Source organism: Pseudomonas sp. GL-B-26, from assembly GCF_019947405.1.
Lineage (GTDB): Bacteria > Pseudomonadota > Gammaproteobacteria > Pseudomonadales > Pseudomonadaceae > Aquipseudomonas.
In genome coordinates this window covers 47236-73687 of the sequence record NZ_JAGYGJ010000026.1, presented here as the reverse complement: position 1 = coordinate 73687, position 26452 = coordinate 47236, and the positions used below count along the sequence as shown (strand labels likewise).

The following is a 26452-nucleotide window of genomic DNA, read 5'->3' as shown; positions in this document are numbered from 1 at the left end:
CAGTAAAAAGCAAAGCCCCGACACAGGGCCGGGACTTTTTCATCACACTCCAACCCTATGCAATCGCGTTACATGAGGGCGGGCGCGAGGTCAGCTCAGTTCAATGCGATCGGCGTGAATAACGATCTGGCCGTTCTTGTACAACGCACCGATGGCCTTTTTGAAGTTACCCTTGCTGACACCAAACATACTGCTGATCACCGTCGGGTCGCTCTTGTCGCTGACCGGCAGGCTGCCATTGTTGTCGCGCAACTTGGCGAGAATCTTCGAGTTCAGGCTGGTGGCGGCTTCTTCGCCGACCGGTTGCAGGCTCAGGCTGATCTTGCCGTCGGCACGGACTTCTTTGATAAAGCCCTTCTCTTCTTTACCGGCGCGCATGAACTTGAAGATTTCGTTCTTGTGAATCAGACCCCAGTGCTTGTTGTTGATGATCGCCTTGAAGCCCATATCGGTGGCTTCGGCAACCAGCAAATCAACTTCCTGGCCAGGGGTGTAGTTGGCCGGGGTCTTGTCGAGGTAGCGATCCAGACGCGCCGTCGCGGTGATGCGGCGGGTGTGTTTGTCGAGGTAGACGTGCACCACCACATACTCGCCGGCGGTCATCTGGCGCTTTTCTTCGGAGTACGGCAGCAACAGATCCTTCGGCAAACCCCAATCCAGGAAAACACCGATGCTGTTGACTTCAACGACTTTTAAACTGGCAAACTCACCGACCTGAACTTTCGGCTTTTCGGTAGTTGCGATGAGTTTGTCATCGCTGTCCAGATAAATAAAAACGTTGAGCCAGTCTTCATCTTCGCTGGGAATATCTTTGGGAATATAACGATTAGGCAGGAGGATTTCGCCATCCGCGCCACCGTCCAGATATAAACCGAAGTTAGTGTGTTTAACCACTTGCAAACTGTTGTAGCGCCCGACTAAAGCCATTTCCAATACCCTCATTGCGTGGGCGGCATTCTACCCGGTTTTGCGGGCCGCGTTCGCTGGCCAGCCCGGTGGCGCAAGAAAATCCTCTGAAGGGCTTAATTTTCCTGGGCTTTACCGCACGTGCCTGGCCGCTCGTCAGGCCGTTCTGGAAATTTTCGCACCCGTCCGCCAGACGGAAAACTGTAATTTTTCACGATCGTTCTTAGTTAAAACAGCAGCTTAGAGGCCTATTCAGAATAATAACTTGTGATTAATTCTTCATCTGCCCTGTGTATTTCGGGGGGATATTTACCAAGCAATTGTCAAGTATTTCCTGTACGATGCCTGGCCAAGTTAATTTTCTATAGGTTAATGGCCGCCATGCGTGTAAAAGCATCCAACAGCAAAGCAAAGCCAGCTCCAGCCGTTGAAACCAGCGAATCGATCAACAGCCAGATTGCTGCGTTCCTCAAGTCCGGCGGAGAGATCCAGCAAATTGCCAAAGGCGTCAGCGGCCAGACGTTCGGCCCGTCCAAGCAGATCACCCTGGGCAAGAAGTAACTTCCCCTAGATCCGCCGCATCACCTGGTCCCTAAGCGCTTTGAGCTTCGAAGCGCTTGGACTGGAACCCTCCTCGCAACACCCCCGCAAACAAACCAATATTTCAAAAATCGACGAACGGCCCTCGATGCCGAGCATTCGCCGGTATGCTTACACACGTCTAGATCAAGCGTTTCAGTAGGTTTCAGTTCCGGCTCCTCGCTGTCATGGAGTGACGCATGCTCAAACCCTCCTGTTTTTTGCTCGGCACCCTGTTGTCGTGTTCGGTCGCCAACGCGCAAATCTTTCAGCGTGAACTGGGCGACTTCGATCTCAAACTCGGCACCACCCCCAGCCGCAGCATGGCCCAGGGACTGGTCAAACCTTCCAGCACCGGCTCGTTCCACGGTGGTCTCGATCTGAGTCACGACAGCGGTTTTTATGTAGGCCAATGGGCACCGAGCATGGGTTTAACGTCAGGGGCCAACCTTGAAGTCGACTCCTACATGGGCTTTAAACAGCCTTTCGATAATACCCTCGGGTACGAAGTCGGCATGATCCGTTACAGCTACCCAAAAGTGGACACCCTCGACAGCCAGGAGCTTTTCGGTGGCCTGACCTTTCTGGGCAGCCGTTTCGGCGCAGCGTTCATCAACGATCCGGACAAACAGAACAGCACCGTGTTCGCCGACCTGGGCGGCAATCAGCCGTTCGGCATCGGGATCAGCATGAAATACACCACCCACCAGCTCAATATGCCGGTGTCCGTCGACGGTGGGTACGTAGGCAGTTTCACCGACTGGTCAGTGAAACTTTCCCGTCCGTTCATGGGCATTGATCTGGACCTGATCTACAGTGACTCCAGCTTGAGTGGCAACAGTTGCTCCGCCTATTCCGGGCACAACAGCCAATGCGATGGGCTGGTCACCCTAAAGGCCGAACACGCCTTTTACTGATCGGCTGAACTGCGAGGCTCATCCTGCGTTCACATAGAAAAGCCCATTAAAAAAGCCAGGCCTTCGCAAAGGATTCGCCCATGTCGCGCTGGTTGAAGTGTCTCGCCGTCGTTATCACCCTCAGTCTCGCCCTCGGTGCGTGCAGCCGCGTGGGCCTGGCCTACCGCAACCTCGACGTGATCATTCCGTGGACGCTCAGCGACTACCTGGACATGAACGGCGAGCAGAAAGGCTGGCTCAACGAGCGCCTCAAGGAACACCTGAGCTGGCACTGCACCACACAATTGCCGGGCTATCTCGACTGGCTGGATCGCTTGCAGGTCATGGTCGAGACCAACCAGGTCACCGACGCTGCGCTGCAAACCCGCGTCCAGGAAGCCAAAAAGGCAATCGCCCAGACCGCACGGGAAATCACCCCGTCGGCCATTGAGCTGTTACAGGGGCTGGATGACAAGCAAGTCGCAGAGATGAACGACGCCTTTGCCAAAGACCAGCGCAAACGCCAGGACCAATACCTCAAACCGTCGCTCGATCAACAGATCAAGGCGCGCAGCCAGCGTATGGAAAAACGCCTGAATGACTGGCTCGGCCCGCTCAGCACAACCCAGCAGCTACGCGTTGTCACGTGGTCCAACGCCTTGGGGGACCAGAATACGCAATGGATCGCCAACCGCGTCCATTGGCAGAAGCAGTTCAGTGCGGCAGTTGCGCAGCGCCAGAGTCCAGAATTCCCACAGAGAATCGAGACGCTTCTGGTGAATCGCGAGAGTTTGTGGACCCCCGCTTATCGCCAGGCCTACGCCAGCACCGAAGCCCAGGCACGGGCGTTATTTGTGGACTTGATGGCCGAAAGCACGCCGGAACAGCGCCAGCGGTTGTTGAAGAAGATCGAAGGGGTGCGCAAGGACTTCAATGATTTGAAGTGCCTGAAAGCAGCAAAACAGAGCTAAGCACTACGCAAATCCCATGTGGGAGCGGGCTTGCTCGCGAATGCAGTGTCAGGCAACGATAAGTTAACTGGTACACCGCATTCGCGAACAAGCCCGCTCCCACATGGGGTAGATGTGATCTTCAGGCAATCTGTGCCCTCGATGCGATCTCATCAAACCTCACCTCATCCAGCGCATCTTCCTGCTCATCCAACACCTGCCGCGGATGGTCATTGCCCGGAATACTGCTGTCGATCAGGCTCAATAAACTCGAGCCCCGAGGCGTCAAAATGTAGTTCTCGCCATTGCCACCCTGATCTTCTGGCCGAGGCTCGATATAGCCCCGTATCAACAGTAACTTTTCGTACTCGCCAGCTACCGTTTTCAGGTGATCCAGGTTCTCAAACGGCTCACCTTTCGACGCTTTCTCCGCCGCATACTGCTCGGCGTAGGGCCGTGGGGTGAAAATGTGGCCAGCGCCGTTCTGCACCTCATGCAGCAAGCGTTCAATCAAATCCCAGTTGTAAGTCGTCATCCTGATTCAACCTCCGGTGCCCGCGAGTGAGATGGCCTTCATAGGTTGTGACCGGCGCGGTTCGTAGCCGTTCAGCCGAGGTTTTGAACAGCATCGACCGGCGGTATGTCGAATTGGGCGTAGGTCAAACGACTAGGTTGTGTAAGTCACCTCCCAGCACCCCGCAGGAGAATCCCAATGAACATTCAGAATCATCCCGTCGTCTCCCGAGAAGAATGGCTAGCCGCGCGCAAGCAACACCTGGCCCACGAAAAAGCCTTCACCAAAGAACGAGACAAACTCAGCGCCGAACGCCGCGCCCTGCCCTGGGTGAAAATCGACAAGGACTACCGCTTTCAGGGTCCGAACGGCGAACTGAAACTGGCTGACCTGTTCGGCGGCCGTAGTCAATTGGTCATCTACCACTTCATGTTTGGCAAAGGCTGGGACGAAGGCTGTTCCGGCTGCTCGTTCCTGTCCGATCACATTGACGGCGCCAACCAGCACCTGGCCCATCACGACGTCGCCGTGGTGACGGTTTCCCACGCACCGTTCGCCGAATTCCAGGCCTTCAAACGACGCATGGGTTGGAAATTCGATTGGGTGTCGTCAGAAGGCTGCGACTTCAATTACGACTTCGGCGTCTCGGCCCGAGCAGAAGACGTCACCGCCGGCAATGCCACCTACAACTACGAAAAATCCGACGGCGCCGAAGAAGAACTCCCCGGCCTCAGCGTGTTTTATCGCAATGAAGCTGGAGAGATTTTTCACACTTATTCAACCTATGCCCGAGGTCTGGACATGTTGGTCGGCGCCTATAACTACCTCGACCTCACGCCCAAGGGCCGCAATGAAGAGGAAATTATGGATTGGGTGAGGTATCACGACCGGTATGAGGACAAGGCACCGGACAGTTGCTGTCATGGGGGGCAGATCGCTTGATCCGGGTTGGTCACAGCATCCGTGAACACCAACAATCCCCTGTGGGGCTTGCCCGCGGTTACGCGATGGTTGTGATTTGATGGATGTAATTGGCAGACGGCTGCGGAGTGAATGAAAACGGGCGACCTGTGGGTCGCCCGTTTCTGTCACTGAACTTTTTTCGCCCTTCAGCCCTCAACCGGATAACCCGCCTTAACCGGAACCGAGGCCTGACTTTATGAAAACCCTGCTCAAACTCACCCTCGCCGCCACCCTCGCCTGCGCCCTCCCCGTTTGGGCCTGCCCTCCCGAGGAAGCCACCGCCAAGCGCGAACAACTGGCCAAGGAAGTCGCCAAGATCACTGAGCAGAACCCGGCCAAGGCCAAGGAGATCAACGATGAGCTGCAGAAGATGGATCTGGAGACGGCCAGCAAGGATTTACCGGACAAGTGCCAGTTGATCGATCAGCGTCTCAAGGAGCTGGAATCGGCGGCGCAGAAAGCCAAGAGCTGAACGGCAAGATCAAAGAATCGCAGGCTGCGCCAGCTCCTACAGGGAGCCTGCGATCTTTTGACGTAAAAAAACCCGGACACTGTCCGGGTTTTTTATTGGATCGCTACCGCGCCTTATTCAGCAGCCGGCGCTTCCGGCTTGCGGCGCTTCAGCGGCGCCATGCCGTCCTTGCTGACCAGCGACAGGGCGTCGGTCTTTGGGCGGTTGGCGATTTTACGTTTGGTCGGTGCCTTGGCGCCGGTTTTCTTCTTGTCGCCTTTGGCGTCGACTTTTTTCTTCTTCACGCCAACGGCTTTGCCCGAAGCCTTGACCTTTTTCGGTCCGCCGTAGGTGCCTTTGACTTCCTTGATGGTGCGGCGCTCGAAGCTCTGCTTGAGGTAGCGCTCGACGCTCGACATCAGGTTCCAGTCGCCGTGGCAGATCAGCGAGATGGCCAGGCCATCGTTGCCGGCACGGCCGGTACGACCGATGCGGTGAACGTATTCGTCGCCGCTGCGCGGCATGTCGAAGTTGATCACCAGGTCCAGGCCTTCCACGTCGAGGCCGCGAGCGGCGACGTCGGTGGCGACGAGGATTTTCACGCCGCCCTGCTTCAGACGGTCGATGGCCAGCTTGCGATCCTTCTGGTCTTTGTCACCGTGCAGGACGAACGCTTTGTATTCCTGCGCCACCAGGCGGCCGTAGATACGGTCGGCCATGGCCCGGGTGTTGGTGAACACGATGGCCTTCTGATAGGTCTCGTTGGCCAGCAGCCAGTTCACGATCTGTTCTTTGTGCTGGTTGTGGTCAGCGGTGATGATCTGCTGACGGGTGGTCGCATTCAGGTCGCTGACGTTGTTGAGCTGCAGGTGCTCAGGGTTGTTCAATACCTTGGCGACCATCTCGCGCAGGCCAGAACCACCGGTGGTGGCGGAGAACAGCATGGTCTGCTGGCGGTTGGTGCACTCTTCCACCAGACGCTGGACGTCTTCGGCAAAGCCCATGTCGAGCATGCGGTCGGCTTCGTCGAGGACCAGTACTTCGACTTCCTTGAGGTCGAGGTTGCCGGCGTTCAGTTGCTCGATCATCCGGCCCGGCGTACCGATCAGGATGTCCGGCACCTTGCGCAGCATGGCGGCCTGGACCTTGAAGTCTTCACCGCCGGTGATCAGGCCGGACTTGATGAAGGTGAACTGAGCGAAACGCTCAACTTCCTTGATGGTCTGCTGGGCCAGCTCGCGGGTTGGCAACAGGATCAGGGTCTTGATGCTGACGCGGACTTTAGCCGGGCCGATCAGACGGTTGAGGATCGGCAAAACGAAGGCAGCGGTTTTGCCGCTACCGGTTTGCGCTGTCACCCGCAGGTCACGCCCTTGGAGCGCCAGCGGAATAGCCGCTGCTTGCACTGGCGTTGGCTCGACAAATTTAAGCTCGGCCACGGCTTTGAGCAGGCGTTCGTGCAGGGCGAATTGGGAAAACACGGGTGCTACCTCGAAGAAATACAAAAAAACAGCTGCATAGGGTAACGGTTTCGAGCGCTCAGGCCGAGTTTCTTTATACAAACGGCGCTAAACAGTGGTTTTTTTGTTGCGTCTTTTGTCCTGAAACGTCATCCAAAGCGTCTTAAATGCTCTAATCGCCCCGTCGCGTCCTACAGAAGAACCGTTTTTACCCATGGATATCAAACAGCTCTGGCTCAACGTTCAAGACCTTTGGGGTGCCCTTGATCAGCACCCTCTCCTGCATTCCAGCCTGGCATTGGTGGTATTGCTGGTGGTTGCGCTGGTCCTCGGACGAGTGGCGCGCTACCTCATTCTGCATGTGACCAAAATGCTCGGTCGCCAGCCGGCATTGCACTGGATCAATGACTTTCGGCATAACAAGGTCTTTCATCGTCTGGCGCAGATCACCCCCTCGCTGGTGATCCAGTTCGGCTTGCACCTGGTGCCGGAGTTGGGCAAGACCAGTCTGATCTTCCTTGGTAACGTCGCGCTGGCATTTACCATTCTGTTCTTGCTGTTGGCGGTCAGTGCCCTGCTCAGCGCGCTGCTCGACATCTATGCGCGCACCGAACATGCCCGTACCCGCTCGATCAAAGGCTACGTGCAACTGGCAAAAATGGTCTTGTACGTGTTTGGCGCGATCATCATCGTCGCCACGCTGATCGACCGTTCGCCGCTGTTGCTGCTGTCGGGTCTGGGCGCCATGTCGGCGGTAATTCTGTTGGTCTACAAGGACACCCTGCTGTCGTTCGTCGCCAGCGTGCAATTGACCAGCAATGACATGCTGCGGGTCGGCGACTGGATCGAGATGCCGCAAGTCGGCGCCGACGGTGATGTGGTCGACATCACGCTGCACACGGTCAAGGTGCAGAATTTCGACAAGACCATCGTTTCGATTCCAACCTGGCGCCTGATGTCCGAGTCGTTCAAGAACTGGCGCGGCATGCAGCAATCCGGAGGGCGACGGATCAAGCGCAGCCTGTTCATCGACGCCAGTGGCGTGCGATTCATCCGCGATGACGAAGAGCAGAAGCTGTCCCAGGTGCATCTGCTGACCGACTACATCAGTCGCAAGCAGGCTGAACTCAAGGCCTGGAACGAAGCCCAGGGTAATGTGGCGGCGATGTCGGCCAACCGTCGGCGGATGACCAATATCGGGACCTTCCGCGCCTATGCACTGGCGTATTTGAAGAGTCACCCGGAAATCCAGCCGAACATGACCTGCATGGTTCGCCAGATGCAAACCACCGCGCAGGGGATTCCGCTGGAAATCTACTGTTTCACCCGCACCACCGCGTGGGCCGATTACGAGCGGATTCAGGGAGATATTTTTGATTACCTGCTGGCGGTGTTGCCGGAGTTTGGCTTGAGCCTGTATCAGCAGCCGAGTGGCGGGGATTTGCGGGCGGGGTTGTTGCCAGCGCTGCTGGGTGCGAGCCATATTCCAGAGCCCGAAAAACACGTCATGTAACACCTCACTCACGCAGGGGTTTAAGGGCTATTTTCCAAAGAGCCGGCGCACCTGAACGGGATCGGCATTACCGCCTTGGTCAAGCGCGAGGAAATACTTCAACTGCCATTGCTGCGTTTTCACCGCTTGTTTGGCGACGGGTCTGGACCATGGCGGATAGACACGAATCGCCCGCTTGCCACCTTCGCCACCAATCGACATGACACCCTTGGCGGCGAGTATCTCCCGGTCAAACACAAACTGCCCGCGATGGGGTTCATCAGCAACGCTCACCACCACAAAGGCGACGCCATCGCCGCTATCGAGCGGTGCAATCTCGCTGGTCGGCGTTGGCCGCTTCCACAGCGTGACGAACTGACCCATCTTGGTCGGCGTGGTTTTCGCCACTCGGAAGACCATCGCCTGGCCATCGAGGCCGAAGCGGCAGGCGCCGTATTCGGCACTCTCCTCCTCGCGCCGAGCTTCATCCGTTAACGTCATACCTGCGGGCTTGTAGATCTGCTCGATGGCGGCGATCAGGTCCGTCATGGACGTTCCCGCAACGGCAGCACTTCTCGCCTGACGCCCAACCGGCTGATCCACACCGCCATCAAAATCACCGACCCACCGAGGAACAACCGCCCCAGTTCTTCATGCTGATTCCAGATCAGCAAATTGATCAGCAACCCCACCGGCACATGCAGATTGTTCATCACCGCGAGCGTCCCGCCATTCACCAGGCACGCGCCCTTGTTCCACCAGTACAACCCGAGCGCAGTCGAGACCAGGCCGAGGAACACCAGCACGCCCCATTGCAGAGGCGCTTCGGGCAGGAAGTTCTGTTTGCCGAACAACAGAAACGCCGGCAACGCCACCGCCAATGCCCCCAGGTAGAAGTAACCAAAGCGCCGGTAATGCGGCAAATCGCTCGGATGGCGGGCCACCAGATGCTTATAGAGCACCTGCCCGGCAGCGTAGGTGAAGTTGGCCAGTTGCAGCAGCAGGAAGCCCATGAAGAAATCGGGGTTGATCCGGTCGTAGCGAATCACCGCCGCGCCCATCACCGCCACCAGTGCCGCGACCAATGCCCACGGATTGAAGCGCCGGTTCAGCGCGTCTTCGATCAAGGTCACGTGCAGTGGTGTGAGGATGGTGAACAGCAACACCTCCGGCACTGTCAGCACCCGAAAGCTCAGGTACAGGCAGACGTACGTCACGCCGAACTGCAACGCGCCGATCAGCAGCATGCCGCGCATGAACGCCGGTTCAACCGAACGCCAGCGGGTCAACGGAATGAACACCAGCCCCGCCAGCACCACTCGCACCAGCACCGCAAAGTAACTGTCGACATGACCGGCCAGGTATTCACCGATCAAGCTGAAGGAAAACGCCTGAATCAGCGTGACAAAAAGTAGATAGCCCATGCTCGCCTCGTTTCGAATGGCGGCGACGATAGCGGTTTTTGCCGGCCATCGCTAAATCCCGGGCAAAAAAAAGCCCGATCTCGCTAAAGCGTTCAATCGGGCTACAGCACTCAGGAGCAACAAGTGCAAAGGGAGGTTCGATGCGCGTAAAGCCATGAAGGGGTTGCGCCAGGTCACTTGAACATCAAGGGATTATCTGGCGATTAAAGCCTCAGGCGACGAGGGAAAGCTTCGCGTTGGCCTGGCTCAGGCCTTTCTCCTGGAAGTCACCGCCCAGGTTCATGCCTTCGGCATGAATGAACGTCACGTCGTGAATCCCGATGAAGCCCATGACCTGACGCAGGTACGGTTCCTGGTGATCCGCGGTGCTGCCGGCGTAGATCCCGCCGCGCGCAGTCAGCACGTAGGCACGCTTGCCGCTGAGCAAACCTTGCGGGCCGGTGTCGGTGTACTTGAAAGTCACGCCGGCACGCAGCACGTGGTCGAGCCAGGCTTTGAGGGTGCTCGGGATGGCGAAGTTGTACATCGGCGCGGCCATGACCAGTACATCGGCAGCCAGCAATTCGTCGGTCAACTGGTTGGAGCGTTCCAGGGAAACCTGTTCGATGTCGTTGCGCTGTTCGGCAGGTTTCATCCAGCCGCCCAGCAGGTTGATGTCCAGATGCGGCACCGGGTTGACGGCCAGGTCACGAACGGTGATCTGGTCGTTCGGGTGCGCGGCTTGCCACTGGCTGATGAAGGTCTGGGTCAGTTGACGCGAAACCGAGTCTTGCTGACGGGCGCTGCTTTCGATGATCAGAACGCGGGACATGGGATGTAGCCTCCATCTGAGAATGTTGTAAGTCGATGGAGTGAAGGTTAAACAGAGTCATATCGATGAAAAAGCGCAAATAACTGCTATAACCCATCAATAAATTCGTTTATAAGCTGAGCATGTCCTGTGGGAGTAAGCCTGTTCCCACAGGTGCTTGATGTCATTTCGGCGTGCAGGTCAGCTCGATACGCAGCTTGATAATGCTGCGGGTGAACTTCGCAGTGGCGTTTTTGTGTTTGCCAGCCGGCACATCGATCTTGCGCGTACGCGGCGCTTCCGGGCCATTGTTGAAAACTGCCTTGCAGCTCGCATCGATGTCGCCGTAGTTGGCCACCCGGATGGAGCCGATGTCGTTATCCGTGTCGAAGGTCTCGTAGTCAATCTTCAAGCCGTTGAGGTTTTTCTTCACATCGATCGGATAAGCAAATGCCGTCAGCGGCAGCATTGCCAGCAGCACACAACCCGATACCACACAACAAAGCTTTTTCATTCAGCAGTCTCCATAAAGGGCTGCCAGCTTAGGACAAGAGGAGCTATTCATGAAAGCGCCCCGCGTGACCCTTGATCAATGGCGAACGTTACAAGCCGTGGTCGACCACGGCGGTTTCGCCCAGGCCGCCGAAGCGCTGCACCGCTCGCAATCATCGGTGAGTTACACCGTGGCGCGCATGCAGGACCAGCTCGGCGTGCCGCTGTTGCGCATCGACGGCCGCAAAGCGGTGCTGACCGAAGCCGGCGGCGTGTTGCTGCGCCGCTCGCGGCAACTGGTAAAACAGGCCAGTCAGCTGGAAGACCTGGCCCACCACATGGAACAAGGCTGGGAAGCGGAAGTGCGGCTGGTGGTCGACGCCGCCTACCCGAGCGCCCGCCTCGTTCGCGCCTTGACCGCTTTCATGCCACAAAGCCGTGGCTGCCGGGTGCGTCTGCGCGAAGAAGTGCTGTCGGGGGTAGAAGAAGTCTTGCTCGAAGGCGTGGCCGATCTGGCCATTACTGGCCTCAGCATTCCCGGGTATCTGGGCGCGGAATTGAGCGACGTAGAGTTTGTGGCTGTCGCTCACCCCGAACACCCGCTGCATCGTCTGAACCGCGAACTGAACTTCCAGGATCTGGAATCCCAGATGCAAGTGGTCATCCGCGACTCCGGTCGCCAGCAGCCACGGGACGTCGGCTGGCTCGGCGCGGAACAGCGCTGGACTGTCGGCAGCCTGGCTACCGCGGCGACCTTTGTCAGCAGCGGCCTGGGTTTCGCCTGGTTGCCTCGGCACATGATCGAACGGGAACTCAAGGAAGGTCTGCTCAAGCTGCTACCGTTGGACCAGGGCGGCAGCCGCAACCCAAGCTTCTACCTGTACTCGAACAAGGACAAACCCTTGGGGCCGGCCACGCAGATTCTCATCGAACTGCTGCGCACTTTCGACACTGCGCCGCTGGATGCACCTTTCGCTGCCCCTGAACAAGCCTGACACGGAGTGTACGCATGGCCTATTTCGAACACGAAGGTTGCAACCTGCACTATGAGGAATATGGCCACGGCACGCCGTTGCTGCTGGTTCACGGGCTCGGCTCCAGCACCCTGGACTGGGAAAAGCAGATCCCGGCGCTGTCGGCCCGCTACCGGGTGATCGTGCCGGATGTACGCGGCCACGGTCGCTCGGACAAACCCCGCGAGCGCTACAGCATCGCCGGGTTCAGCGCCGACCTGATCGCCCTCATTGAACACCTGAACCTCGGCCCCACTCATTACGTGGGCCTGTCCATGGGCGGCATGATCGGTTTTCAACTGGCCGTGGATCAGCCCCAATTGCTCAAAAGCCTGTGCATCGTCAACAGCGCGCCCGAGGTCAAACTGCGCAGCCGCGACGATTACTGGCAGTGGTTCAAGCGCTGGAGCCTGATGCGCGTCCTCAGTCTGGGCGCCATCGGCACGGCCTTGGGCGGCAAGCTGTTCCCGAAACCGGAACAGGCTGATTTGCGTCAAAAGATGGCCGAACGCTGGGCAAAAAACGACAAACATGCTTATCTCGCCAGCTTCGATGCAATCGTTGGCTGGGGGGTTCAGGAACGACTTTCGAGGGTCTCCTGTCCAACCCTCATCGTCAGCGCCGACCGTGACTACACACCGGTCTCGCTGAAAGAGACCTATGTAAAACTGCTGCCCGATGCGCGGCTGGTGGTGATCGCCGATTCGCGCCACGCCACCCCGCTGGATCAACCCGAAATGTTCAACCAAACGCTGCTCGAGTTTCTCACCGCAGTCGACACCACCTCACTCAGGATCACTGACCCATGCTGAAAAAAATCGCCCTCGTCGCTGGCTCCGTTCTGTTTGCCGCCAACCTGATGGCCGCAACGCCCGCCAAGGCGCCGCACGTGCTGCTAGAGACCACCAACGGCCAGATCGAAATCGAACTGGACCCGGTCAAGGCGCCGATCAGTACCAAGAACTTCCTTGATTACGTCAACAGCGGCTTCTACAACAACACGATTTTTCACCGTGTGATTCCGGGCTTCATGGTCCAGGGCGGCGGTTTCACTCAACAAATGCAGCAGAAAGAAACCAAGGCACCGATCAAGAACGAGTCCAAAAACGGTCTGCATAACGTCCGTGGCACGCTGTCCATGGCCCGCACCTCTAATCCTGATTCGGCCACCAGCCAGTTCTTCGTCAACGTCAAGGACAACGACTTCCTCGACAGCGGTGACGGCTATGCGGTCTTCGGTAAAGTCGTGAAAGGCATGGACGTGGTGGACGTCATCGTCAACTCGCAAACCACCACCCGTGGCGGCATGAAAGATGTGCCAGCCGATCCTGTGTTCATCAAGTCGGCCAAAGTCATCGACTAAGCTACATAGGAAGTCTTGAGCGGCTGCCGGAGTGCGCCGCTCACACTGTTCAAAGGAGAGCCCGTGCGCGGGCGGAGAACTGATGCTTTATCGCCGTTTCGAGAAACTGATCGACATTTTCCGCGAGGCCCCGACGGCCGCTCCGCCGGATCGGGTTCTGCCTTTTTATACCTATTACTTGAAGCAGGTCTGGCCGAGTTTCGCCGTCCTGCTGTTCGTCGGTCTGATCGGTGCGCTGATCGAAGTGGCGCTGTTCAGTTACCTGAGTCGCATCATCGACCTGACCCAAGGCACACCTAACGTCGATTTCTTCAAGGAACACGGCATCGAGCTGGCCTGGATGGCGGTGGTAGCCCTGGTTTTTCGGCCGATTTTTGTTGGCCTGCATGACCTGCTGGTACACCAGACCCTGAGCCCCAGCATGACCAGCCTGATTCGCTGGCAGAACCACAGTTATGTGCTCAAACAGAGCCTGAATTTTTTCCAGAACGACTTCGCCGGGCGCATCGCCCAACGCATCATGCAGACCGGCAACTCGCTACGCGATTCGGCCGTGCAAGCGGTGGACGCGTTATGGCACGTGCTGATCTACGCGATCAGTTCGCTGGTGCTGTTCGCCGAAGCCGACTGGCGCCTGATGATCCCGCTGCTGACCTGGATCGCCGCCTTCATCAGTGCCCTTTACTACTTCGTGCCACGGGTCAAGGAACGCTCGGTGGTGTCCTCCGATGCGCGCTCCAAACTCATGGGGCGGATCGTCGACGGCTACACCAACATCACCACCCTGAAGCTGTTCGCCCACACCAACTTCGAGCAGCAATACGCTCGCGAAGCGATCAAGGAACAAACCGAAAAAGCCCAATTGGCCGGCCGGGTGGTCACCAGCATGGACGTGGTCATCACCAGCATGAACGGCTTGCTGATCGTCGGCACCACCGGCCTGGCCCTGTGGCTGTGGACGCAGTCGCTGATCACCGTAGGCGCCATCGCCCTGGCCACCGGTCTGGTGATCCGCATCGTCAACATGTCCGGCTGGATCATGTGGGTGGTCACCGGCATTTTCGAAAACATCGGCATGGTTCAGGACGGTTTGCAGACCATTTCTCAACCGGTCAGCGTCACCGATCGCGAGCAGGCCAAACCGCTGACGGTCACCCGTGGCGAGGTGCGTTTCGAGCACGTGGATTTCCACTACGGCAAGAAGAGCGGGATCATCGGCGACCTCAACCTGACCATCAAGCCCGGCGAGAAAATCGGCCTGATCGGTCCCTCCGGTGCCGGCAAGTCAACCCTGGTCAACCTGCTTCTGCGCCTCTATGACGTGGAGGGCGGGCGCATCCTCATCGACGGCCAGAACATCGCCGAAGTCGGCCAGGAAAGCCTGCGCGAGCGCATCGGCATGATCACCCAGGATACGTCCCTGCTGCATCGCTCGATCCGTGACAATTTGCTGTACGGCAAACCCGACGCCACCGACGCCGAACTCTGGGAGGCGGTACACAAGGCCCGCGCCGACGAGTTCATCCCATTGTTGTCGGACTCCGAAGGTCGCACCGGTTTTGACGCCCACGTCGGTGAACGCGGGGTGAAACTCTCCGGCGGTCAGCGTCAGCGGATAGCGATTGCTCGCGTGCTGCTCAAGGACGCGCCGATCCTGATCATGGACGAGGCCACCTCGGCGCTGGATTCGGAGGTCGAAGCAGCGATCCAGGAAAGCCTCGAAACCCTGATGCAGGGCAAAACCGTGATCGCCATCGCTCACCGGCTCTCGACCATCGCCCGTATGGACCGGCTGGTGGTGCTGGAAAAAGGCAAGATCGCCGAAACCGGCAGCCACGCCGAACTGCTGGCCCATGGCGGGTTGTATGCGCGGTTGTGGCAGCACCAGACGGGTGGGTTTGTCGGCATCGATTAAATTTGTCGATCGCCAATGCCCTTGTAGCAGCTGGCGCAGCCTGCGTTCGGCTGCGCAGCAGTCGTTCATCCAGCACATGCGTTTTACCTGAAACACCGCGTTGTATGATTTTACGACTGCTGCGCAGCCGAACGCAGGCTGCGCCAGCTGCTACATAGACTTCCTACATCATTAAAACCGCTACAGCCCTTCAATGACGGGCTCTAGCGGTTTTTTGTGGCCACTGGAAATCCGCCAAAACCCTGCTGTAATCAGCCAAGGTTCTGGAGATGAGCCTGTCGTAAATGTGCAGGATGCATCACTCGATACAGTCTCGATAGGAAGCCTATCAAGGACGCTCTCATGTCTCTGTTCAAACGTTCAGTCACTGAGTTGTTAGGTACGTTCTGGCTGGTGTTGGGGGGTTGCGGCAGTGCGGTCCTGGCCGCGTCTTCTCCGCTGGGGATCGGGGTGCTGGGTGTGGCCCTGGCCTTTGGTCTGACGGTACTGACCATGGCATTCGCCATTGGCCATATTTCCGGCTGCCATCTCAACCCCGCCGTTTCGGTCGGTTTGTTCGTCGGCGGTCGATTCCCCGCCAAAGAGCTGCCCGCCTACATCATCGCTCAGGTGATTGGTGCGATTATCGCGGCGGCCTTGATCTACTACATAGCCAACGGCAAGGAAGGCTTCGATCTCGCCAACGGTCTGGCTTCCAACGGCTACGGCGAGCATTCTCCCGGCAAATACTCGATGGCCGCAGGCTTTGTCTGTGAGCTGGTGATGACGGCGATGTTCGTGCTGATCATCCTCGGCGCCACCGACAAGCGCGCCCCCGCCGGGCTGGCACCGATCGCCATCGGCCTGGCCCTGACGCTGATTCACCTGATCTCGATCCCTGTCACCAACACCTCGGTCAACCCGGCCCGCAGCACTGGCCCGGCGCTGATCGTCGGAGGCTGGGCCATCGCGCAATTGTGGATGTTCTGGGTGGCGCCGCTGCTCGGCGCTGTGATCGGCGGCGTGACGTATCGATGGTTAGGCAAGGAAGGCAGCTGAAGCCCAGGGTGAGGATCAGTCTTGCCGGTAAGGCAAGGCCGTCCTCGCTTCCTCGGCATACGCCAACACACCAACGCGCTCTTGCTGCAGGAAGTCTTTGACGGCCGCTTTCAGGCCGGGATGACGCAAGTAGTGCCATGAATGAGTGATCACCGGTTCGAACCCGCGAATCAACTTGTGCTCGCCCTGGGCACCGGCATCGAATCGCTGGAAGCCGTTGGCAATCGCGTAGTCCATTCCCTGGTAGAAACAGGTCTCGAAGTGCAAACGATCGAACTCCGCAAGACAGCCCCAGTAACGACCGTAAAAGCTGTCGCCACCCACCAGACTGAAGGCCATGGCCACCGGCCGTGAGCCTTGCTTGGCCAGCACCACGCGAATCGACTCTGGCATGCGCTCGGCCAGCAAACTGAAAAACTCCCGCGTCAGATACGGCGCTTGCCGACGCACTGCGTAGGTATTGGCGTAGCAGGCATAGACAAAATCCCACTGCGCCTGATCGAGTTGCCTACCTTCAAGCCATTCGAAATCAATGCCCTGCCCCGCCACTTGTTCGCGTTCCTTGCGCATCTGCTTGCGCTTGCGCGAACTAAGGACGTCTAGGAAGTCCTGAAAATCCCGATAGCCGCGATTCTGCCAGTGGTACTGACAGCCGATTCGCTGCAACCAGCCCGGCTGCTCGGCCAAGGCCGCGTCAGTGAACGGGTCGGTGAAGTTGATGTGGGCACTGGAGAGTTGTTCGATTTCAAGGTAGCCCGGCAGGCTGTTCAACAGTTCGAAACCGTCCTCGAGCGTGGCGGCCAGTAAACGCGGGCCACTGACCGGACTGAACGGCACAGCCGTCAGCAGCTTGGGGTAGTAATCGATACCCGCACGCTCACAGGCATCGGCCCAGGCGTGATCGAACACGTACTCGCCGTAGGAATGCCATTTGCGGTAACTGGGCAGCGCGGCAATCAGGCGATCGCCTTCGATGTGCAACAAATGCTCGGGTTGCCAGCCGGAATGAGGGCCGACGCTGCCGCTGTCTTCCAGCGCGCCGAGAAAGGCGTGGCGCAGAAAGGGCTGATTCTCGGGCACCAGGGCGTCCCACGTCTGCGACGCGATTTCGGACAGACTTTCCAGACGTTGCAGCGGCATCAGTTCTTCCCTACTTCTTTGCGTGAAAGCCCGGCGAGTATCGCCCATCGCCAAAAAATCCACACGAGCAATCCGCCGACAGGGCTCTGGACAAGGGTGTACGCCCTATTTGTATCGTCATCGAGACGCCATCACTTTGCCACCGCTCTGTCATAAACCATCGCGATACTGGCGCCTGTTTTTAGAGCGCCGGGTTCTATACCTGGTCACTGTTTTCCGTCCGTCAACGGTCGGTTGTGTCCTGGATGGCTCAGTCATCCCATTACATCTTCGGAGATTGATATGCGTCTTGCTTCCACGAAAACTGCGGCAGCCTTGTGTGGTGGGTTGCTGCTGGCCATGAGTGTTCCGGCCAGCGCCGCAGTTGACGCCAAACTGCTCGACATGCTCAAGGCAAACGGATCGATTTCGCCTGCGCAGTACACCGAACTGCAAGCCGAGCTGGCCAGGGATCAAAAAGACCAGCAAATCGCCCGCCAGGCTCAACAAGAGACCAACGAGCAGATCGCAGCAACTGCGAAGAAAACCGACACTCTGAGCGCCTTCGACCAGAAACTGGCGTGGGCCGCCAAGACCCAATTCAAGGGTGACGTGCGTTTCCGTGAAGAAACCGTCCACAACGATGGCGTTCCAAACAACAAGGACCAGGATCGTCAGCGCATTCGTGCCCGCCTGGGTGCCTACAGCGAAATCAACCCGCAAGTCGACACCGGTATTCGTATCGCCACCGGCAGCAACGATGACGCCCGCTCCACCAACCAGGACCTGAACAACTACTTCGACAAGAAGTCGATCTGGCTGGACCAGGGCTACGTCGACTACCACCCTGACGCGATCAAGAACCTGCACCTCATTGGCGGAAAGATGTCTCAGCCATGGGTAAGCATGGGCGACATCATCTGGGATAGCGACATCAACCCGGAAGGTCTGGCTGCGACTTACAAGTACCCGCTGGGCGGCAGCACCGAGCTGTTCGGTAGTGCCGGTCACTACACCCTCAAGGACAACGTCGACGGCGAGGGTGTGCAGTTCAAACACGACCTGCGCCTGTACGCTGGCCAGTTGGGTGCGCGCTTCGCCATCACCGACAGCATGAAAATGACCTTGGGCGGCAGTATCTACTCGTACGACAACGACAAGAACAGCGCCTGCCCTACCACCGGCACCGTCACCGCGCCATGCGCCCTGGCCGTCAACGGCAACAGCCCGAACGAAACCTTCAAACTGTACGAAGGCTTTGGTCAGCTCGACTTCAGCAACCTGCCAGTACCGCTCTCGTTGTACGGTCAGTACGTCAACAACAAAGACGCGAGCAACGATCAGGACACTGGTTGGTTGGCCGGTGTGAAGTCCAAGATCTACGGCTTCGCAGTGGACTACAACTACCGCGATGTACAGCGTAACGCGGTGGTCGGCGCCTTCACCGACTCCGACTTTGCCAACGGTTACACCGGTTCGCGCGGCAGCAAGTTGAAAGTGAGCTACGAGTTGGACAAGAACTTCAACCTCGGCGCGACGTACTTCATGGCTACATCTGACCAAACCAACGCTAGCCTCAACAAGAAAGACTCCGACATCAACACCCTGCAACTGGATGCCGAAGCGAAGTTCTGATTCCCCGCTACACGACTCGGGCAAGGAAGCTCGAGGCGCTTTTACAAACTCGCGTTGTGGTATCGGTCCCCATCATCCGTCCGATATTGCAGCGCGAGTTTTTTTGTTGGCGCAAAAAAAGATCGCAGCCTGCGGCAGCGCCTACACCGACCGTATTCCAACCGCGATATCGCGTTGAAATCCAATCCCGTGTAGGAGCTGCCGCAGGCTGCGATCTTTTAAGGCAAACTCAGCGCTTGCGCAGAATCACGCTACCAATCGAGTAACCGGCACCGAACGAGCTGAGTACTGCCAGCGAACCGGCGGCCAGATCGTCCTGGTTCTTGTGAAACGCAATCACGGAACCGGCGGAGCTGGTGTTGGCGTAGGTGTCGAGAATCACCGGGGCTTCTTCTTCGGTGGCTTCGCGGCCCAGCAGTTTCTTGACGATCAGGTGGTTCATGCTGAGGTTGGCCTGGTGCAGCCAGAAGCGTTTCACGTCACTGATGTTGAGCGTGTTCTCTTCCAGGTGCGTAGCGATCAGCTCGGCGACCATCGGGCAGACATCGCGGAACACCTTGCGGCCTTCCTGCACGAACAGTTTGTCCTTGGCACCGATGCCCTCTTCCGCCGCGCGGTTGAGGAAGCCGAAGTTGTTGCGGATGTTGTTGGAGAACTTGGTCAGCAGCTTGGTGCTGACAATGTCGAACTGGTACTTGGACGTCGCCAGGTCAGCACGTTCGATGATCACCGCGGTAGCGGCGTCGCCGAAGATGAAGTGGCTGTCGCGGTCGCGGAAGTTCAGGTGACCGGTGCAGACTTCCGGGTTGACCATCAGGATCGCCCGGGCCTGGCCCAGTTGCACGCTGTTGGTCGCCGCCTGAATGCCGAAGGTCGCCGAGGAGCAGGCGACGTTCATGTCGTAACCGAAACCCTGGATGCCCAAGGCTTCCTGGACTTCGATGGCGATGGCCGGATAGGCACGTTGCAGGTTGGAGCAGGCGACGATCACGCCGTCGATGTCCGCGGCGGTCTTGCCGGCACGTTGCAAGGCTTGTTCGGCGGCGCCGATGGCCATTTGGCAAAGCACCGACCACTCGTCATTCGAGCGTTCCGGCAGGCGTGGCGCCATGCGTTGCGGATCGAGGATGCCTTCTTTGTCCATGACAAAGCGGCTTTTGATGCCAGACGCCTTTTCGATAAACGCCGCGCTGGACTCGGTCAACGCTTCGATTTCGCCGCGCGCGATGGCGTCGGCGTTGTCGGCGTTGAATTGCGCGACGTAAGCGTTGAAAGACTGCACCAGCTCTTCGTTGGAGATGCTGTTGGCCGGGGTGTACAGGCCGGTGCCGCTGATGACGACGTTATGCATGGTCGTTTCTCTAATCTGTTCAGGCAGAAAGTGTTGGCACCGACGTACCAACACACAAAGGATCTGCTCCCGCCAGGGGGAGCAAACCTGGCATCGCTTTTTTCCGATCCGCCCAGACCTGTGAAGGCTCAAAACCGCGGGGCCGGCGTTTATAGGCGCGAAGTTTGCCATAAACATTGGGTTTTGGCGCCTTTTGCGAGAGCAACGCTCCCACAGGGGTTACGGTTCGACTTGGGTCCACTGCTTGTTCAGGCGCTTGTCGGAGATCGGCACCTTGGTCCCCAATTGTTGGGCGAACAGGGAAACCCGGTATTCCTCCAGCCACCAGCGATAGAGTTCCAGCTGCGGATCGCGCTTGCCTTCCTGGGCATGTTTGTTGGCGCGGGTTTGATATTGCGTCCACAGGCCAGACAACTCGCCACTCCAGACCCGATCCCTCTGCACCTGAGCGCCGATTTTCTCGAAGCGCTGCTCGACCGCTTTCAGATAACGCGGCAATTCCTTGAGCCACTGCATCGGGGTTTCCCGGACAAACCCCGGATACACCAGATGACTGAGCTGCTGCTTGATGTCGTTCAGGGCCACGGCTTGCGCCAGGTCGATCTTGCCCTTGAAGCGTTTTTGCAGGCCGTGCCAAAGCTTGAGGATTTCCAGCGTCAGCTTGGCCAGGCGCTCGGCGTGCTCGGTCCAGCCGCCGCGCTTGCGTTCGGCCAGTGAGGCCAACCCGGCGCCATCGCGAGGCAACGGATCTTCGCCATCGAGAATGCAGCTGTCGAGGCTGGCCAGCAGGATGTCTTCGACCAGACTGTCGATGCGCCCCATGTCGCGGTACATCAGGCCCAATTCGGTCAGCCCCGGCAACTTGCTGCGCAGGAACTTCGCCGGTTCGGCCAGTTGCTGCATCAGCAAACGCTGCAAGGCGCGGCGATGTTGAAACTCGGCTTCGACCGGCGTCGAGAAACGTCCTTCCTTGACCGTGCCGCTCTCTTCCACCAGCGCCGGATACACCGTCATCGATAGCCCGGCAATCTTCTGCTGGGTTTTCTCGGCGACGGCGGCAAACACTTTCGGCTCCACCGGTTGCTGGTTTTTCGCAGTTTGCGGCACAGCCAACGCGGCCTGACTGGCTTCGGCAAAGCGTGCGGTCAGTTCCGCCAGATCACGCCCCTCGCCAAGGAACTTGCCCTGGCCGTCGACGATTTCCAGGTTCATCCGCAAATGACTGTCGACCTGCTGCGACGCTTCGGCCCAGGCTTCATCGCTGACCCGCGCACCAGTCATGCGCAACAGTTCACGACCCAACGTCTGTGGCAATGAGCCCTCGGCGAAGGTCATGCGCTGCAACGCCGCTTTGACGAAGTCCGGCACCGGCACGAAATTCTTGCGCAGGGCTTTGGGCAGGTTGCGCACCAGCGCGATGCACTTGGCCTCGATCACGCCCGGCACCAGCCATTCCAGACGTTCCGGCGGCAGCATCGGCAACAGCGGCGCCGGCACGCGCAGGGTCACGCCGTCACGCGGGTGGTTCGGTTCGAAGTGGTAGCTCAGCGCCAACTCCAGATCACCGATGTGCAAGGTGTCCGGGTAATGCAGCGCGGTGACTTCACTCGCCTCCCGGGCCAGCACGTCTTCTTCGCGCATGATCAGCAGCTGCGGGTCTTTCTGGCTGTTGACCCGATACCAGCTGTCGAAGGTCGCCGTCTGGTGGATCTCCGCCGGCAGTCGCGCATCGTAGAAGGCGAACAGGGTTTCTTCGTCGGCGAGAATGTCGCGACGGCGAGCCTTGGCTTCCAGTTCGTCGAGCTGTTCCAGCAACTGCGCATTGGCCGACAAGCACTTGGCTTTGGACTGAATCTCGCCGCGCACCAGACCTTCACGAATAAAGAACTCACGAGACACCACCGGGTCGATCGGCCCGTAATGCACCGGCCGGCGACCGACCACGATCAGCCCGAACAAAGTGATCTGCTCGAACGCCACCACCTGACCGCGCTTCTTCTCCCAATGGGGTTCGAAGTGGTTTTTCTTGATCAGGTGCCCGGCCAGTGGCTCGATCCAGTCGGCGTCGATCTTGGCGACCATGCGTGCGTAGAGCTTGGTGGTTTCCACCAGTTCGGCGGCCATCAGCCATTGCGGGCGCTTTTTACCGAGGCCCGATGACGGGTGAATCCAGAAGCGCCGCTGACGCGCACCGAGGTAATCGCCTTCATCGGTTTTCTGGCCGATCTGGCTGAGCAGCCCCGAGAGCACGGCTTTGTGCAGTTTCGGGTAATCCGCCGGCTCTTTGTTGAGGCTCAACTGCATGTCGCGGCAGATCAGGCTCAACTGCCGATGGGAGTCGCGCCATTCGCGCAGACGCAGGTAATTCAGGAAATTCTTGCGGCACCAATTGCGCAGCGGGCTGGCGGTCAGCGCCTGGCGCTGTTCTTCGAAACCACGCCACAGATTGACCAGCCCGGCGAAGTCCGAGTCCACGTCTTTCCATTGCGCGTGCGCCTGATCGGCCGCTTGCTGACGTTCCGGCGGACGCTCGCGCGGGTCCTGAATCGACATGGCGCTGGCAACGATCAGCACTTCCTGCAAGCTGCCGAGTTTCGCCGCTTCCAGCAGCATGCGGCCCATTCGCGGGTCCACTGGCAAGCGCGCCAACTGGCGACCGAGCGGCGTCAGCTGGCTGTTGCGGTCGACCGCCGAGAGTTCTTGCAGCAGGTTGAAACCGTCGCTGATGGCTTTGCCATCCGGCGGCTCGATAAACGGGAAATCGGTGATCTCGCCGAGGCGCAGATGCAGCATCTGCAAAATCACCGCCGCGAGGTTGGTGCGCAGGATTTCCGGATCGGTAAATTCCGGGCGACCGATGAAATCTTCTTCGCCATAGAGGCGGATGCAAATGCCCGGCTCGACCCGTCCGCAACGACCTTTACGCTGGTTGGCGCTGGCCTGGGAAATCGCTTCGATGGGCAGGCGCTGGACCTTGGCGCGGTAGCTGTAACGGCTGATGCGCGCGGTGCCGCTGTCGATCACGTAACGAATGCCCGGCACGGTCAGCGAGGTTTCCGCGACGTTGGTCGCCAGGACCACGCGTCGGCCTGGGTGCGACTGGAAAATCCGCTGCTGTTCAGCCGGCGACAGTCGTGCGTAGAGCGGCAGAATTTCGGTGTGCTTGAGCTGGGCCTTGCGCAGCATGTCGGCGGCGTCGCGAATCTCGCGCTCGCCGGGCAGGAACACCAGCACATCGCCGGGGCTCTTGCGTTCGCTGCGTTCGAACGCGGCGATTTCGTCGAGGGTGGCGAGGATCGCCTGATCCACAGTCAAGTCGTCTTCAACGCGGTTGCCCTCTTCGTCCTGCTCCAGGGTCAGCGGGCGATACCAGGTTTCCACCGGGAAGGTGCGACCAGAGACTTCGACAATCGGCGCATCGTCGAAATGCTTGGAGAAACGCTCCAGGTCGATGGTCGCCGAGGTGATGATGACTTTCAGGTCCGGGCGCCGTGGCAGCAGGGTTTTCAGGTAACCGAGCAGGAAGTCGATGTTGAGGCTGCGTTCATGGGCTTCGTCGACGATGATCGTGTCGTAGCGTTCGAGGTAGCGGTCGTTCTGGGTTTCCGCCAGCAGGATGCCGTCGGTCATCAGCTTGATCAGGGTATTGGAATCGCTCTGATCCTCGAAGCGCACCTGATAGCCGACCAGTGCGCCCAAGGGTGTCGCCAGTTCTTCGGCGACCCGGCTCGCCACGCTGCGGGCGGCGATTCGACGGGGCTGGGTATGGCCGATCAGGCCATGCTGACCGCGACCGATTTCCAGGCAGATCTTCGGCAACTGGGTGGTTTTACCCGAACCGGTTTCACCGGCAATGATCAGCACCTGATGCTTGAGCAGCGCTGCTTTGATTTCGTCGCGCTTGGCGGCGATCGGCAGGCTGTCGTCGTAACGAATCACCGGCAGGCTGGCCCGCCGCGCCAACACCTGATCACAGGACGCCTGCGTGCGTGTCACCCACTGGGCCAGTTTGGCCTCGTCCGGTTTCTTGCGCAGCTCAAGCAACTGCCGCCGCAGCCGGTGGCGGTCGGCGAGCATGGCGTGATCAAGGTTTTTCAGCAGTTTGTCGATGGAAGGCGATTCGTCAGTCATCAGGTACGCAATAAGTCGTCTAGTGGCGCAGGGGGCGGATTGTCGCAGATTTAAAGGGCGAACGAGATCCCTTGTAGCAGCTGTCGAGCCCCAGCGAGGCTGCGTTCGGCTGCGAAGCGGTCGTAAAATCAGCCAGCGCGGTGTTTCAGGTAAACCGAGGTGATTGAATTGACGACTGCTTCGCAGCCGAACGCAGCCTCGCTGGGGCTCGACAGCTGCTACATAGATCGTGCGAATACGGTTACTCGTTGTCGAGGCCCTTGCGTCGATATGGGAACACGTCGATGACCTTCCCGGCGCGAATGGCTTCCTGAAGGCTTTTCCAGTAATCGGCGTTGTAAAGCTCACCATGCAACTGATCAAACAACTTCCTTTGCCCCGAATCAGCAAACAAAAACGGCGGAAACTCTTCAGGAAACACATCCAGCGGTCCGATCGAATACCAAGGCTCCGACGCCATCTCGTCTTCTGGCGTGCGCGGTTGCGGGATATGCCGGAAGTTGGCCTCGGTCAGGAAGCAGATCTCGTCATAGTCATAAAACACCACCCGCCCGTGACGCGTGACGCCAAAGTTCTTCAGCAGCATGTCGCCGGGAAAGATGTTCGCCGCCGCCAGTTGCTTGATCGCCAGGCCGTAATCTTCCAGCGCCTCGCGGACCTGAGCGTCGTTGGCGTTCTCCAGGTACAGGTTCAGCGGCGTCATCCGCCGTTCGGTCCAGCAGTGGCGGATCAGCACGGTGTCGTCCTCTACCGACACGGTGGACGCTGCCACTTCGAGCAATTCTTCCAGACAGGCCGGGTCGAACTTGCTCAACGGGAAGCGGAAGTCGGCGAATTCCTGGGTGTCGGCCAAACGCCCGACCCGGTCGACGCTTTTCACCAAACGGTACTTCTCGATCACCGTGGCGCGGTCGACGTTCTTTGACGGCGAGAAGCGGTCCTTGATGATCTTGAATACGGTGTTGAAGCCCGGCAGGGTAAACACGCTCATCACCATGCCACGCACGCCCGGGGCCATGATGAACTGGTCGTCGGTGTTGGCCAGGTGATTGATCAGCGCCCGGTAGAACTCGGATTTTCCATGTTTGTAAAAGCCGATCGAGGTGTACAGCTCGGCGATGTGCTTACCCGGCAAAATGCGTTTGAGGAAACCGATGAACTCCGCCGGCACCGGCACGTCGACCATGAAATACGAACGGGTGAACGAGAAGATGATCGACACGTCCGCTTCATCGGTGATCAGCGCATCGATCTGAATCCCGCGCCCTTCGCGGTGCAGCAGCGGAATCACCAGCGGCCACTGTTCGTCCTGGGTGTAGATGCGCCCGACCAGGTACGCGCCTTTGTTGCGGTAAAGCACCGAGGAAAACAGTTCGACGCTCAGCTCCGGGTCCTTGCAGACCCAGTCCGGCAGGTTCTCGCGTAATTGCCCTTCGAGACGACTCAGGTCGCCCGCCAGGTTGGCGTAATCCTCACTGAAGCGGTAGTCGGCAAAAATGCTCGCCAGCATCCCGGACAACTGGCCGTGGGGCTTGTACGTGCGGGTTTGTGCGGCGCGGGCACGGCGCAAACTTGGTCGGGTGGTGTGGATGAACATGCAGCCGTCGCTGATCAGGTCGTGGCTGAACAGCCCGCAGAAGATCGAGTTGTACCAGGTTTCGGACAGTTCATCGTCGAAGCGCAGGTCGATCAGCGTGATGTAAGCATTTTTGACCAGCGGCCAGCAGCTGACATCCAGCGTGTCGGCGTCGAAAGCGATGTGCAGCCGCGCCACCGTTTCGCTGACTTTTTCTTCGTAGAGATTGATCCGCGCGGCCGACGCTGATTGCGTCTCCTGCCACTTGGCCTGCTCGAAGCGAGCCCGGGCGCCGTCGGTGATCTGGCGGAAATGCTCGCGGTAATCGTCAAAGCCATCGAGGATCATTCGGGCGATGTCGGCGGCTGGCCATTGCTGCGGCATAGGTAAAACC

Annotated in this window: 22 protein-coding genes and 1 pseudogene; 12 read left to right on the top strand and 11 right to left on the bottom strand. The window is 58.7% G+C overall.

What is annotated here, in order from left to right:
* Positions 1 to 90: 90 nt before the first annotated feature.
* On the bottom strand, positions 91 to 927 hold the full coding sequence (locus KGB23_RS18020) for a S1 RNA-binding domain-containing protein (RefSeq protein ID WP_033056115.1): 837 nt from the start codon (positions 925 to 927) through the stop codon (positions 91 to 93).
* Positions 928 to 1278: 351 nt separating this feature from the next.
* Between KGB23_RS18020 and KGB23_RS18015 the strand changes: the two genes are divergently transcribed.
* The 3 genes from KGB23_RS18015 to KGB23_RS18005 all read left to right on the top strand — a co-directional run bounded on the left by KGB23_RS18015 (position 1279) and on the right by KGB23_RS18005 (position 3352).
* The gene (locus KGB23_RS18015) at positions 1279 to 1467 is read left to right on the top strand and encodes a hypothetical protein (RefSeq protein ID WP_172668627.1); all 189 of its coding nucleotides are present in this window, start codon (positions 1279 to 1281) and stop codon (positions 1465 to 1467) included.
* A gap of 218 nt (positions 1468 to 1685) precedes the next feature.
* Positions 1686 to 2402 carry a TorF family putative porin gene (locus KGB23_RS18010; protein ID WP_223432043.1) on the top strand — a complete coding sequence of 239 codons (717 nt, stop codon included), beginning with the start codon at positions 1686 to 1688 and terminating at the stop codon, positions 2400 to 2402.
* A gap of 80 nt (positions 2403 to 2482) precedes the next feature.
* Complete coding sequence (locus tag KGB23_RS18005; protein ID WP_223432042.1) at positions 2483 to 3352, top strand: DUF6279 family lipoprotein; 870 nt, start codon at positions 2483 to 2485, stop codon at positions 3350 to 3352.
* Between the two features lie 121 nt (positions 3353 to 3473).
* Here the strand turns inward: KGB23_RS18005 and KGB23_RS18000 are convergent, their stop codons facing one another.
* Positions 3474 to 3866: a hypothetical protein gene (locus tag KGB23_RS18000; protein ID WP_046048098.1), complete on the bottom strand. Its 393-nt coding sequence runs from the start codon at positions 3864 to 3866 to the stop codon at positions 3474 to 3476.
* 177 nt (positions 3867 to 4043) lie between these two features.
* On the opposite strand from KGB23_RS18000, the gene KGB23_RS17995 reads away from it, so the two are divergent.
* Both KGB23_RS17995 and KGB23_RS17990 read left to right on the top strand, forming a co-directional pair.
* Positions 4044 to 4787 (top strand): DUF899 domain-containing protein, encoded by a 744-nt coding sequence (locus tag KGB23_RS17995; protein WP_223432041.1) that lies wholly within the window; start codon positions 4044 to 4046, stop codon positions 4785 to 4787.
* Between the two features lie 217 nt (positions 4788 to 5004).
* Entirely contained in the window at positions 5005 to 5280 is a 276-nt protein-coding gene (locus KGB23_RS17990) for a hypothetical protein (protein WP_150655029.1), read from the top strand.
* A gap of 113 nt (positions 5281 to 5393) precedes the next feature.
* On the opposite strand, the gene KGB23_RS17985 is transcribed toward KGB23_RS17990, so the two are convergent.
* Entirely contained in the window at positions 5394 to 6740 is a 1347-nt protein-coding gene (locus KGB23_RS17985) for a DEAD/DEAH box helicase (protein ID WP_008153197.1), read from the bottom strand.
* Positions 6741 to 6933: 193 nt separating this feature from the next.
* On the opposite strand from KGB23_RS17985, the gene KGB23_RS17980 reads away from it, so the two are divergent.
* Complete coding sequence (locus tag KGB23_RS17980; RefSeq protein ID WP_223432040.1) at positions 6934 to 8232, top strand: mechanosensitive ion channel family protein; 1299 nt, start codon at positions 6934 to 6936, stop codon at positions 8230 to 8232.
* Positions 8233 to 8259: 27 nt separating this feature from the next.
* On the opposite strand, the gene KGB23_RS17975 is transcribed toward KGB23_RS17980, so the two are convergent.
* The 4 genes from KGB23_RS17975 to KGB23_RS17960 all read right to left on the bottom strand — a co-directional run bounded on the left by KGB23_RS17975 (position 8260) and on the right by KGB23_RS17960 (position 10939).
* On the bottom strand, positions 8260 to 8760 hold the full coding sequence (locus KGB23_RS17975; RefSeq protein ID WP_223432039.1) for a MepB family protein: 501 nt from the start codon (positions 8758 to 8760) through the stop codon (positions 8260 to 8262).
* Positions 8757 to 9635, bottom strand: coding sequence for a carboxylate/amino acid/amine transporter (locus tag KGB23_RS17970; protein ID WP_095127855.1), 879 nt, complete (start codon positions 9633 to 9635; stop codon positions 8757 to 8759). The genes KGB23_RS17975 and KGB23_RS17970 overlap by 4 nt, the downstream gene beginning before the upstream one ends.
* 211 nt (positions 9636 to 9846) lie before the next feature.
* Positions 9847 to 10446: an FMN-dependent NADH-azoreductase gene (locus KGB23_RS17965; RefSeq protein ID WP_223432038.1), complete on the bottom strand. Its 600-nt coding sequence runs from the start codon at positions 10444 to 10446 to the stop codon at positions 9847 to 9849.
* 163 nt (positions 10447 to 10609) lie between these two features.
* Entirely contained in the window at positions 10610 to 10939 is a 330-nt protein-coding gene (locus tag KGB23_RS17960; RefSeq protein ID WP_223432037.1) for a 3-phosphoglycerate kinase, read from the bottom strand.
* Between the two features lie 49 nt (positions 10940 to 10988).
* Between KGB23_RS17960 and KGB23_RS17955 the strand changes: the two genes are divergently transcribed.
* The 5 genes and pseudogenes from KGB23_RS17955 to aqpZ all read left to right on the top strand — a co-directional run bounded on the left by KGB23_RS17955 (position 10989) and on the right by aqpZ (position 16246).
* On the top strand, positions 10989 to 11912 hold the full coding sequence (locus KGB23_RS17955; protein WP_046048083.1) for a LysR family transcriptional regulator: 924 nt from the start codon (positions 10989 to 10991) through the stop codon (positions 11910 to 11912).
* 14 nt (positions 11913 to 11926) lie between these two features.
* A pseudogene (locus KGB23_RS17950) lies at positions 11927 to 12732 on the top strand (alpha/beta fold hydrolase).
* Positions 12733 to 12735: 3 nt separating this feature from the next.
* Positions 12736 to 13293, top strand: coding sequence for a peptidylprolyl isomerase (locus KGB23_RS17945; RefSeq protein ID WP_046048081.1), 558 nt, complete (start codon positions 12736 to 12738; stop codon positions 13291 to 13293).
* 82 nt (positions 13294 to 13375) lie between these two features.
* Positions 13376 to 15208 (top strand): ABC transporter ATP-binding protein, encoded by a 1833-nt coding sequence (locus KGB23_RS17940; RefSeq protein WP_223432036.1) that lies wholly within the window; start codon positions 13376 to 13378, stop codon positions 15206 to 15208.
* A 342-nt stretch (positions 15209 to 15550) separates the two neighbouring features.
* Positions 15551 to 16246, top strand: coding sequence for an aquaporin Z (aqpZ, locus tag KGB23_RS17935; protein ID WP_095127861.1), 696 nt, complete (start codon positions 15551 to 15553; stop codon positions 16244 to 16246).
* A 15-nt stretch (positions 16247 to 16261) separates the two neighbouring features.
* Here aqpZ and KGB23_RS17930 read toward each other — a convergent pair whose 3' ends face one another.
* Entirely contained in the window at positions 16262 to 17386 is a 1125-nt protein-coding gene (locus KGB23_RS17930) for a GNAT family N-acetyltransferase (RefSeq protein ID WP_223432035.1), read from the bottom strand.
* A 282-nt stretch (positions 17387 to 17668) separates the two neighbouring features.
* On the opposite strand from KGB23_RS17930, the gene KGB23_RS17925 reads away from it, so the two are divergent.
* Positions 17669 to 19000: a putative porin gene (locus KGB23_RS17925; protein WP_223432034.1), complete on the top strand. Its 1332-nt coding sequence runs from the start codon at positions 17669 to 17671 to the stop codon at positions 18998 to 19000.
* 229 nt (positions 19001 to 19229) lie between these two features.
* On the opposite strand, the gene KGB23_RS17920 is transcribed toward KGB23_RS17925, so the two are convergent.
* From KGB23_RS17920 to aceK, 3 genes are all read right to left on the bottom strand, one after another.
* Positions 19230 to 20351 carry a beta-ketoacyl-ACP synthase III gene (locus KGB23_RS17920; protein WP_223432033.1) on the bottom strand — a complete coding sequence of 374 codons (1122 nt, stop codon included), beginning with the start codon at positions 20349 to 20351 and terminating at the stop codon, positions 19230 to 19232.
* A gap of 219 nt (positions 20352 to 20570) precedes the next feature.
* Positions 20571 to 24482 (bottom strand): ATP-dependent RNA helicase HrpA, encoded by a 3912-nt coding sequence (gene hrpA, locus KGB23_RS17915; protein WP_223432032.1) that lies wholly within the window; start codon positions 24480 to 24482, stop codon positions 20571 to 20573.
* A gap of 241 nt (positions 24483 to 24723) precedes the next feature.
* Positions 24724 to 26442 (bottom strand): bifunctional isocitrate dehydrogenase kinase/phosphatase, encoded by a 1719-nt coding sequence (gene aceK, locus KGB23_RS17910; protein ID WP_223432031.1) that lies wholly within the window; start codon positions 26440 to 26442, stop codon positions 24724 to 24726.
* Between the last annotated feature and the right edge of the window lie 10 nt (positions 26443 to 26452).

Bases quoted from the DNA above. Each gene is read 5' to 3' on its own strand.
- KGB23_RS18020 (WP_033056115.1), bottom strand. From the start codon at position 927: ATGGCTTTAGTCGGGCGCTACAACAGTTTGCAAGTGGTTAAACACACT.
- KGB23_RS18015 (WP_172668627.1), top strand. From the start codon at position 1,279: ATGGCCGCCATGCGTGTAAAAGCATCCAACAGCAAAGCAAAGCCAGCT.
- KGB23_RS18010 (WP_223432043.1), top strand. From the start codon at position 1,686: ATGCTCAAACCCTCCTGTTTTTTGCTCGGCACCCTGTTGTCGTGTTCG.
- KGB23_RS18005 (WP_223432042.1), top strand. From the start codon at position 2,483: ATGTCGCGCTGGTTGAAGTGTCTCGCCGTCGTTATCACCCTCAGTCTC.
- KGB23_RS18000 (WP_046048098.1), bottom strand. From the start codon at position 3,866: ATGACGACTTACAACTGGGATTTGATTGAACGCTTGCTGCATGAGGTG.
- KGB23_RS17995 (WP_223432041.1), top strand. From the start codon at position 4,044: ATGAACATTCAGAATCATCCCGTCGTCTCCCGAGAAGAATGGCTAGCC.
- KGB23_RS17990 (WP_150655029.1), top strand. From the start codon at position 5,005: ATGAAAACCCTGCTCAAACTCACCCTCGCCGCCACCCTCGCCTGCGCC.
- KGB23_RS17980 (WP_223432040.1), top strand. From the start codon at position 6,934: ATGGATATCAAACAGCTCTGGCTCAACGTTCAAGACCTTTGGGGTGCC.
- KGB23_RS17975 (WP_223432039.1), bottom strand. From the start codon at position 8,760: ATGACGGACCTGATCGCCGCCATCGAGCAGATCTACAAGCCCGCAGGT.
- KGB23_RS17970 (WP_095127855.1), bottom strand. From the start codon at position 9,635: ATGGGCTATCTACTTTTTGTCACGCTGATTCAGGCGTTTTCCTTCAGC.
- KGB23_RS17965 (WP_223432038.1), bottom strand. From the start codon at position 10,446: ATGTCCCGCGTTCTGATCATCGAAAGCAGCGCCCGTCAGCAAGACTCG.
- KGB23_RS17960 (WP_223432037.1), bottom strand. From the start codon at position 10,939: ATGAAAAAGCTTTGTTGTGTGGTATCGGGTTGTGTGCTGCTGGCAATG.
- KGB23_RS17955 (WP_046048083.1), top strand. From the start codon at position 10,989: ATGAAAGCGCCCCGCGTGACCCTTGATCAATGGCGAACGTTACAAGCC.
- KGB23_RS17945 (WP_046048081.1), top strand. From the start codon at position 12,736: ATGCTGAAAAAAATCGCCCTCGTCGCTGGCTCCGTTCTGTTTGCCGCC.
- KGB23_RS17940 (WP_223432036.1), top strand. From the start codon at position 13,376: ATGCTTTATCGCCGTTTCGAGAAACTGATCGACATTTTCCGCGAGGCC.
- aqpZ (WP_095127861.1), top strand. From the start codon at position 15,551: ATGTCTCTGTTCAAACGTTCAGTCACTGAGTTGTTAGGTACGTTCTGG.
- KGB23_RS17930 (WP_223432035.1), bottom strand. From the start codon at position 17,386: ATGCCGCTGCAACGTCTGGAAAGTCTGTCCGAAATCGCGTCGCAGACG.
- KGB23_RS17925 (WP_223432034.1), top strand. From the start codon at position 17,669: ATGCGTCTTGCTTCCACGAAAACTGCGGCAGCCTTGTGTGGTGGGTTG.
- KGB23_RS17920 (WP_223432033.1), bottom strand. From the start codon at position 20,351: ATGCATAACGTCGTCATCAGCGGCACCGGCCTGTACACCCCGGCCAAC.
- hrpA (WP_223432032.1), bottom strand. From the start codon at position 24,482: ATGACTGACGAATCGCCTTCCATCGACAAACTGCTGAAAAACCTTGAT.
- aceK (WP_223432031.1), bottom strand. From the start codon at position 26,442: ATGCCGCAGCAATGGCCAGCCGCCGACATCGCCCGAATGATCCTCGAT.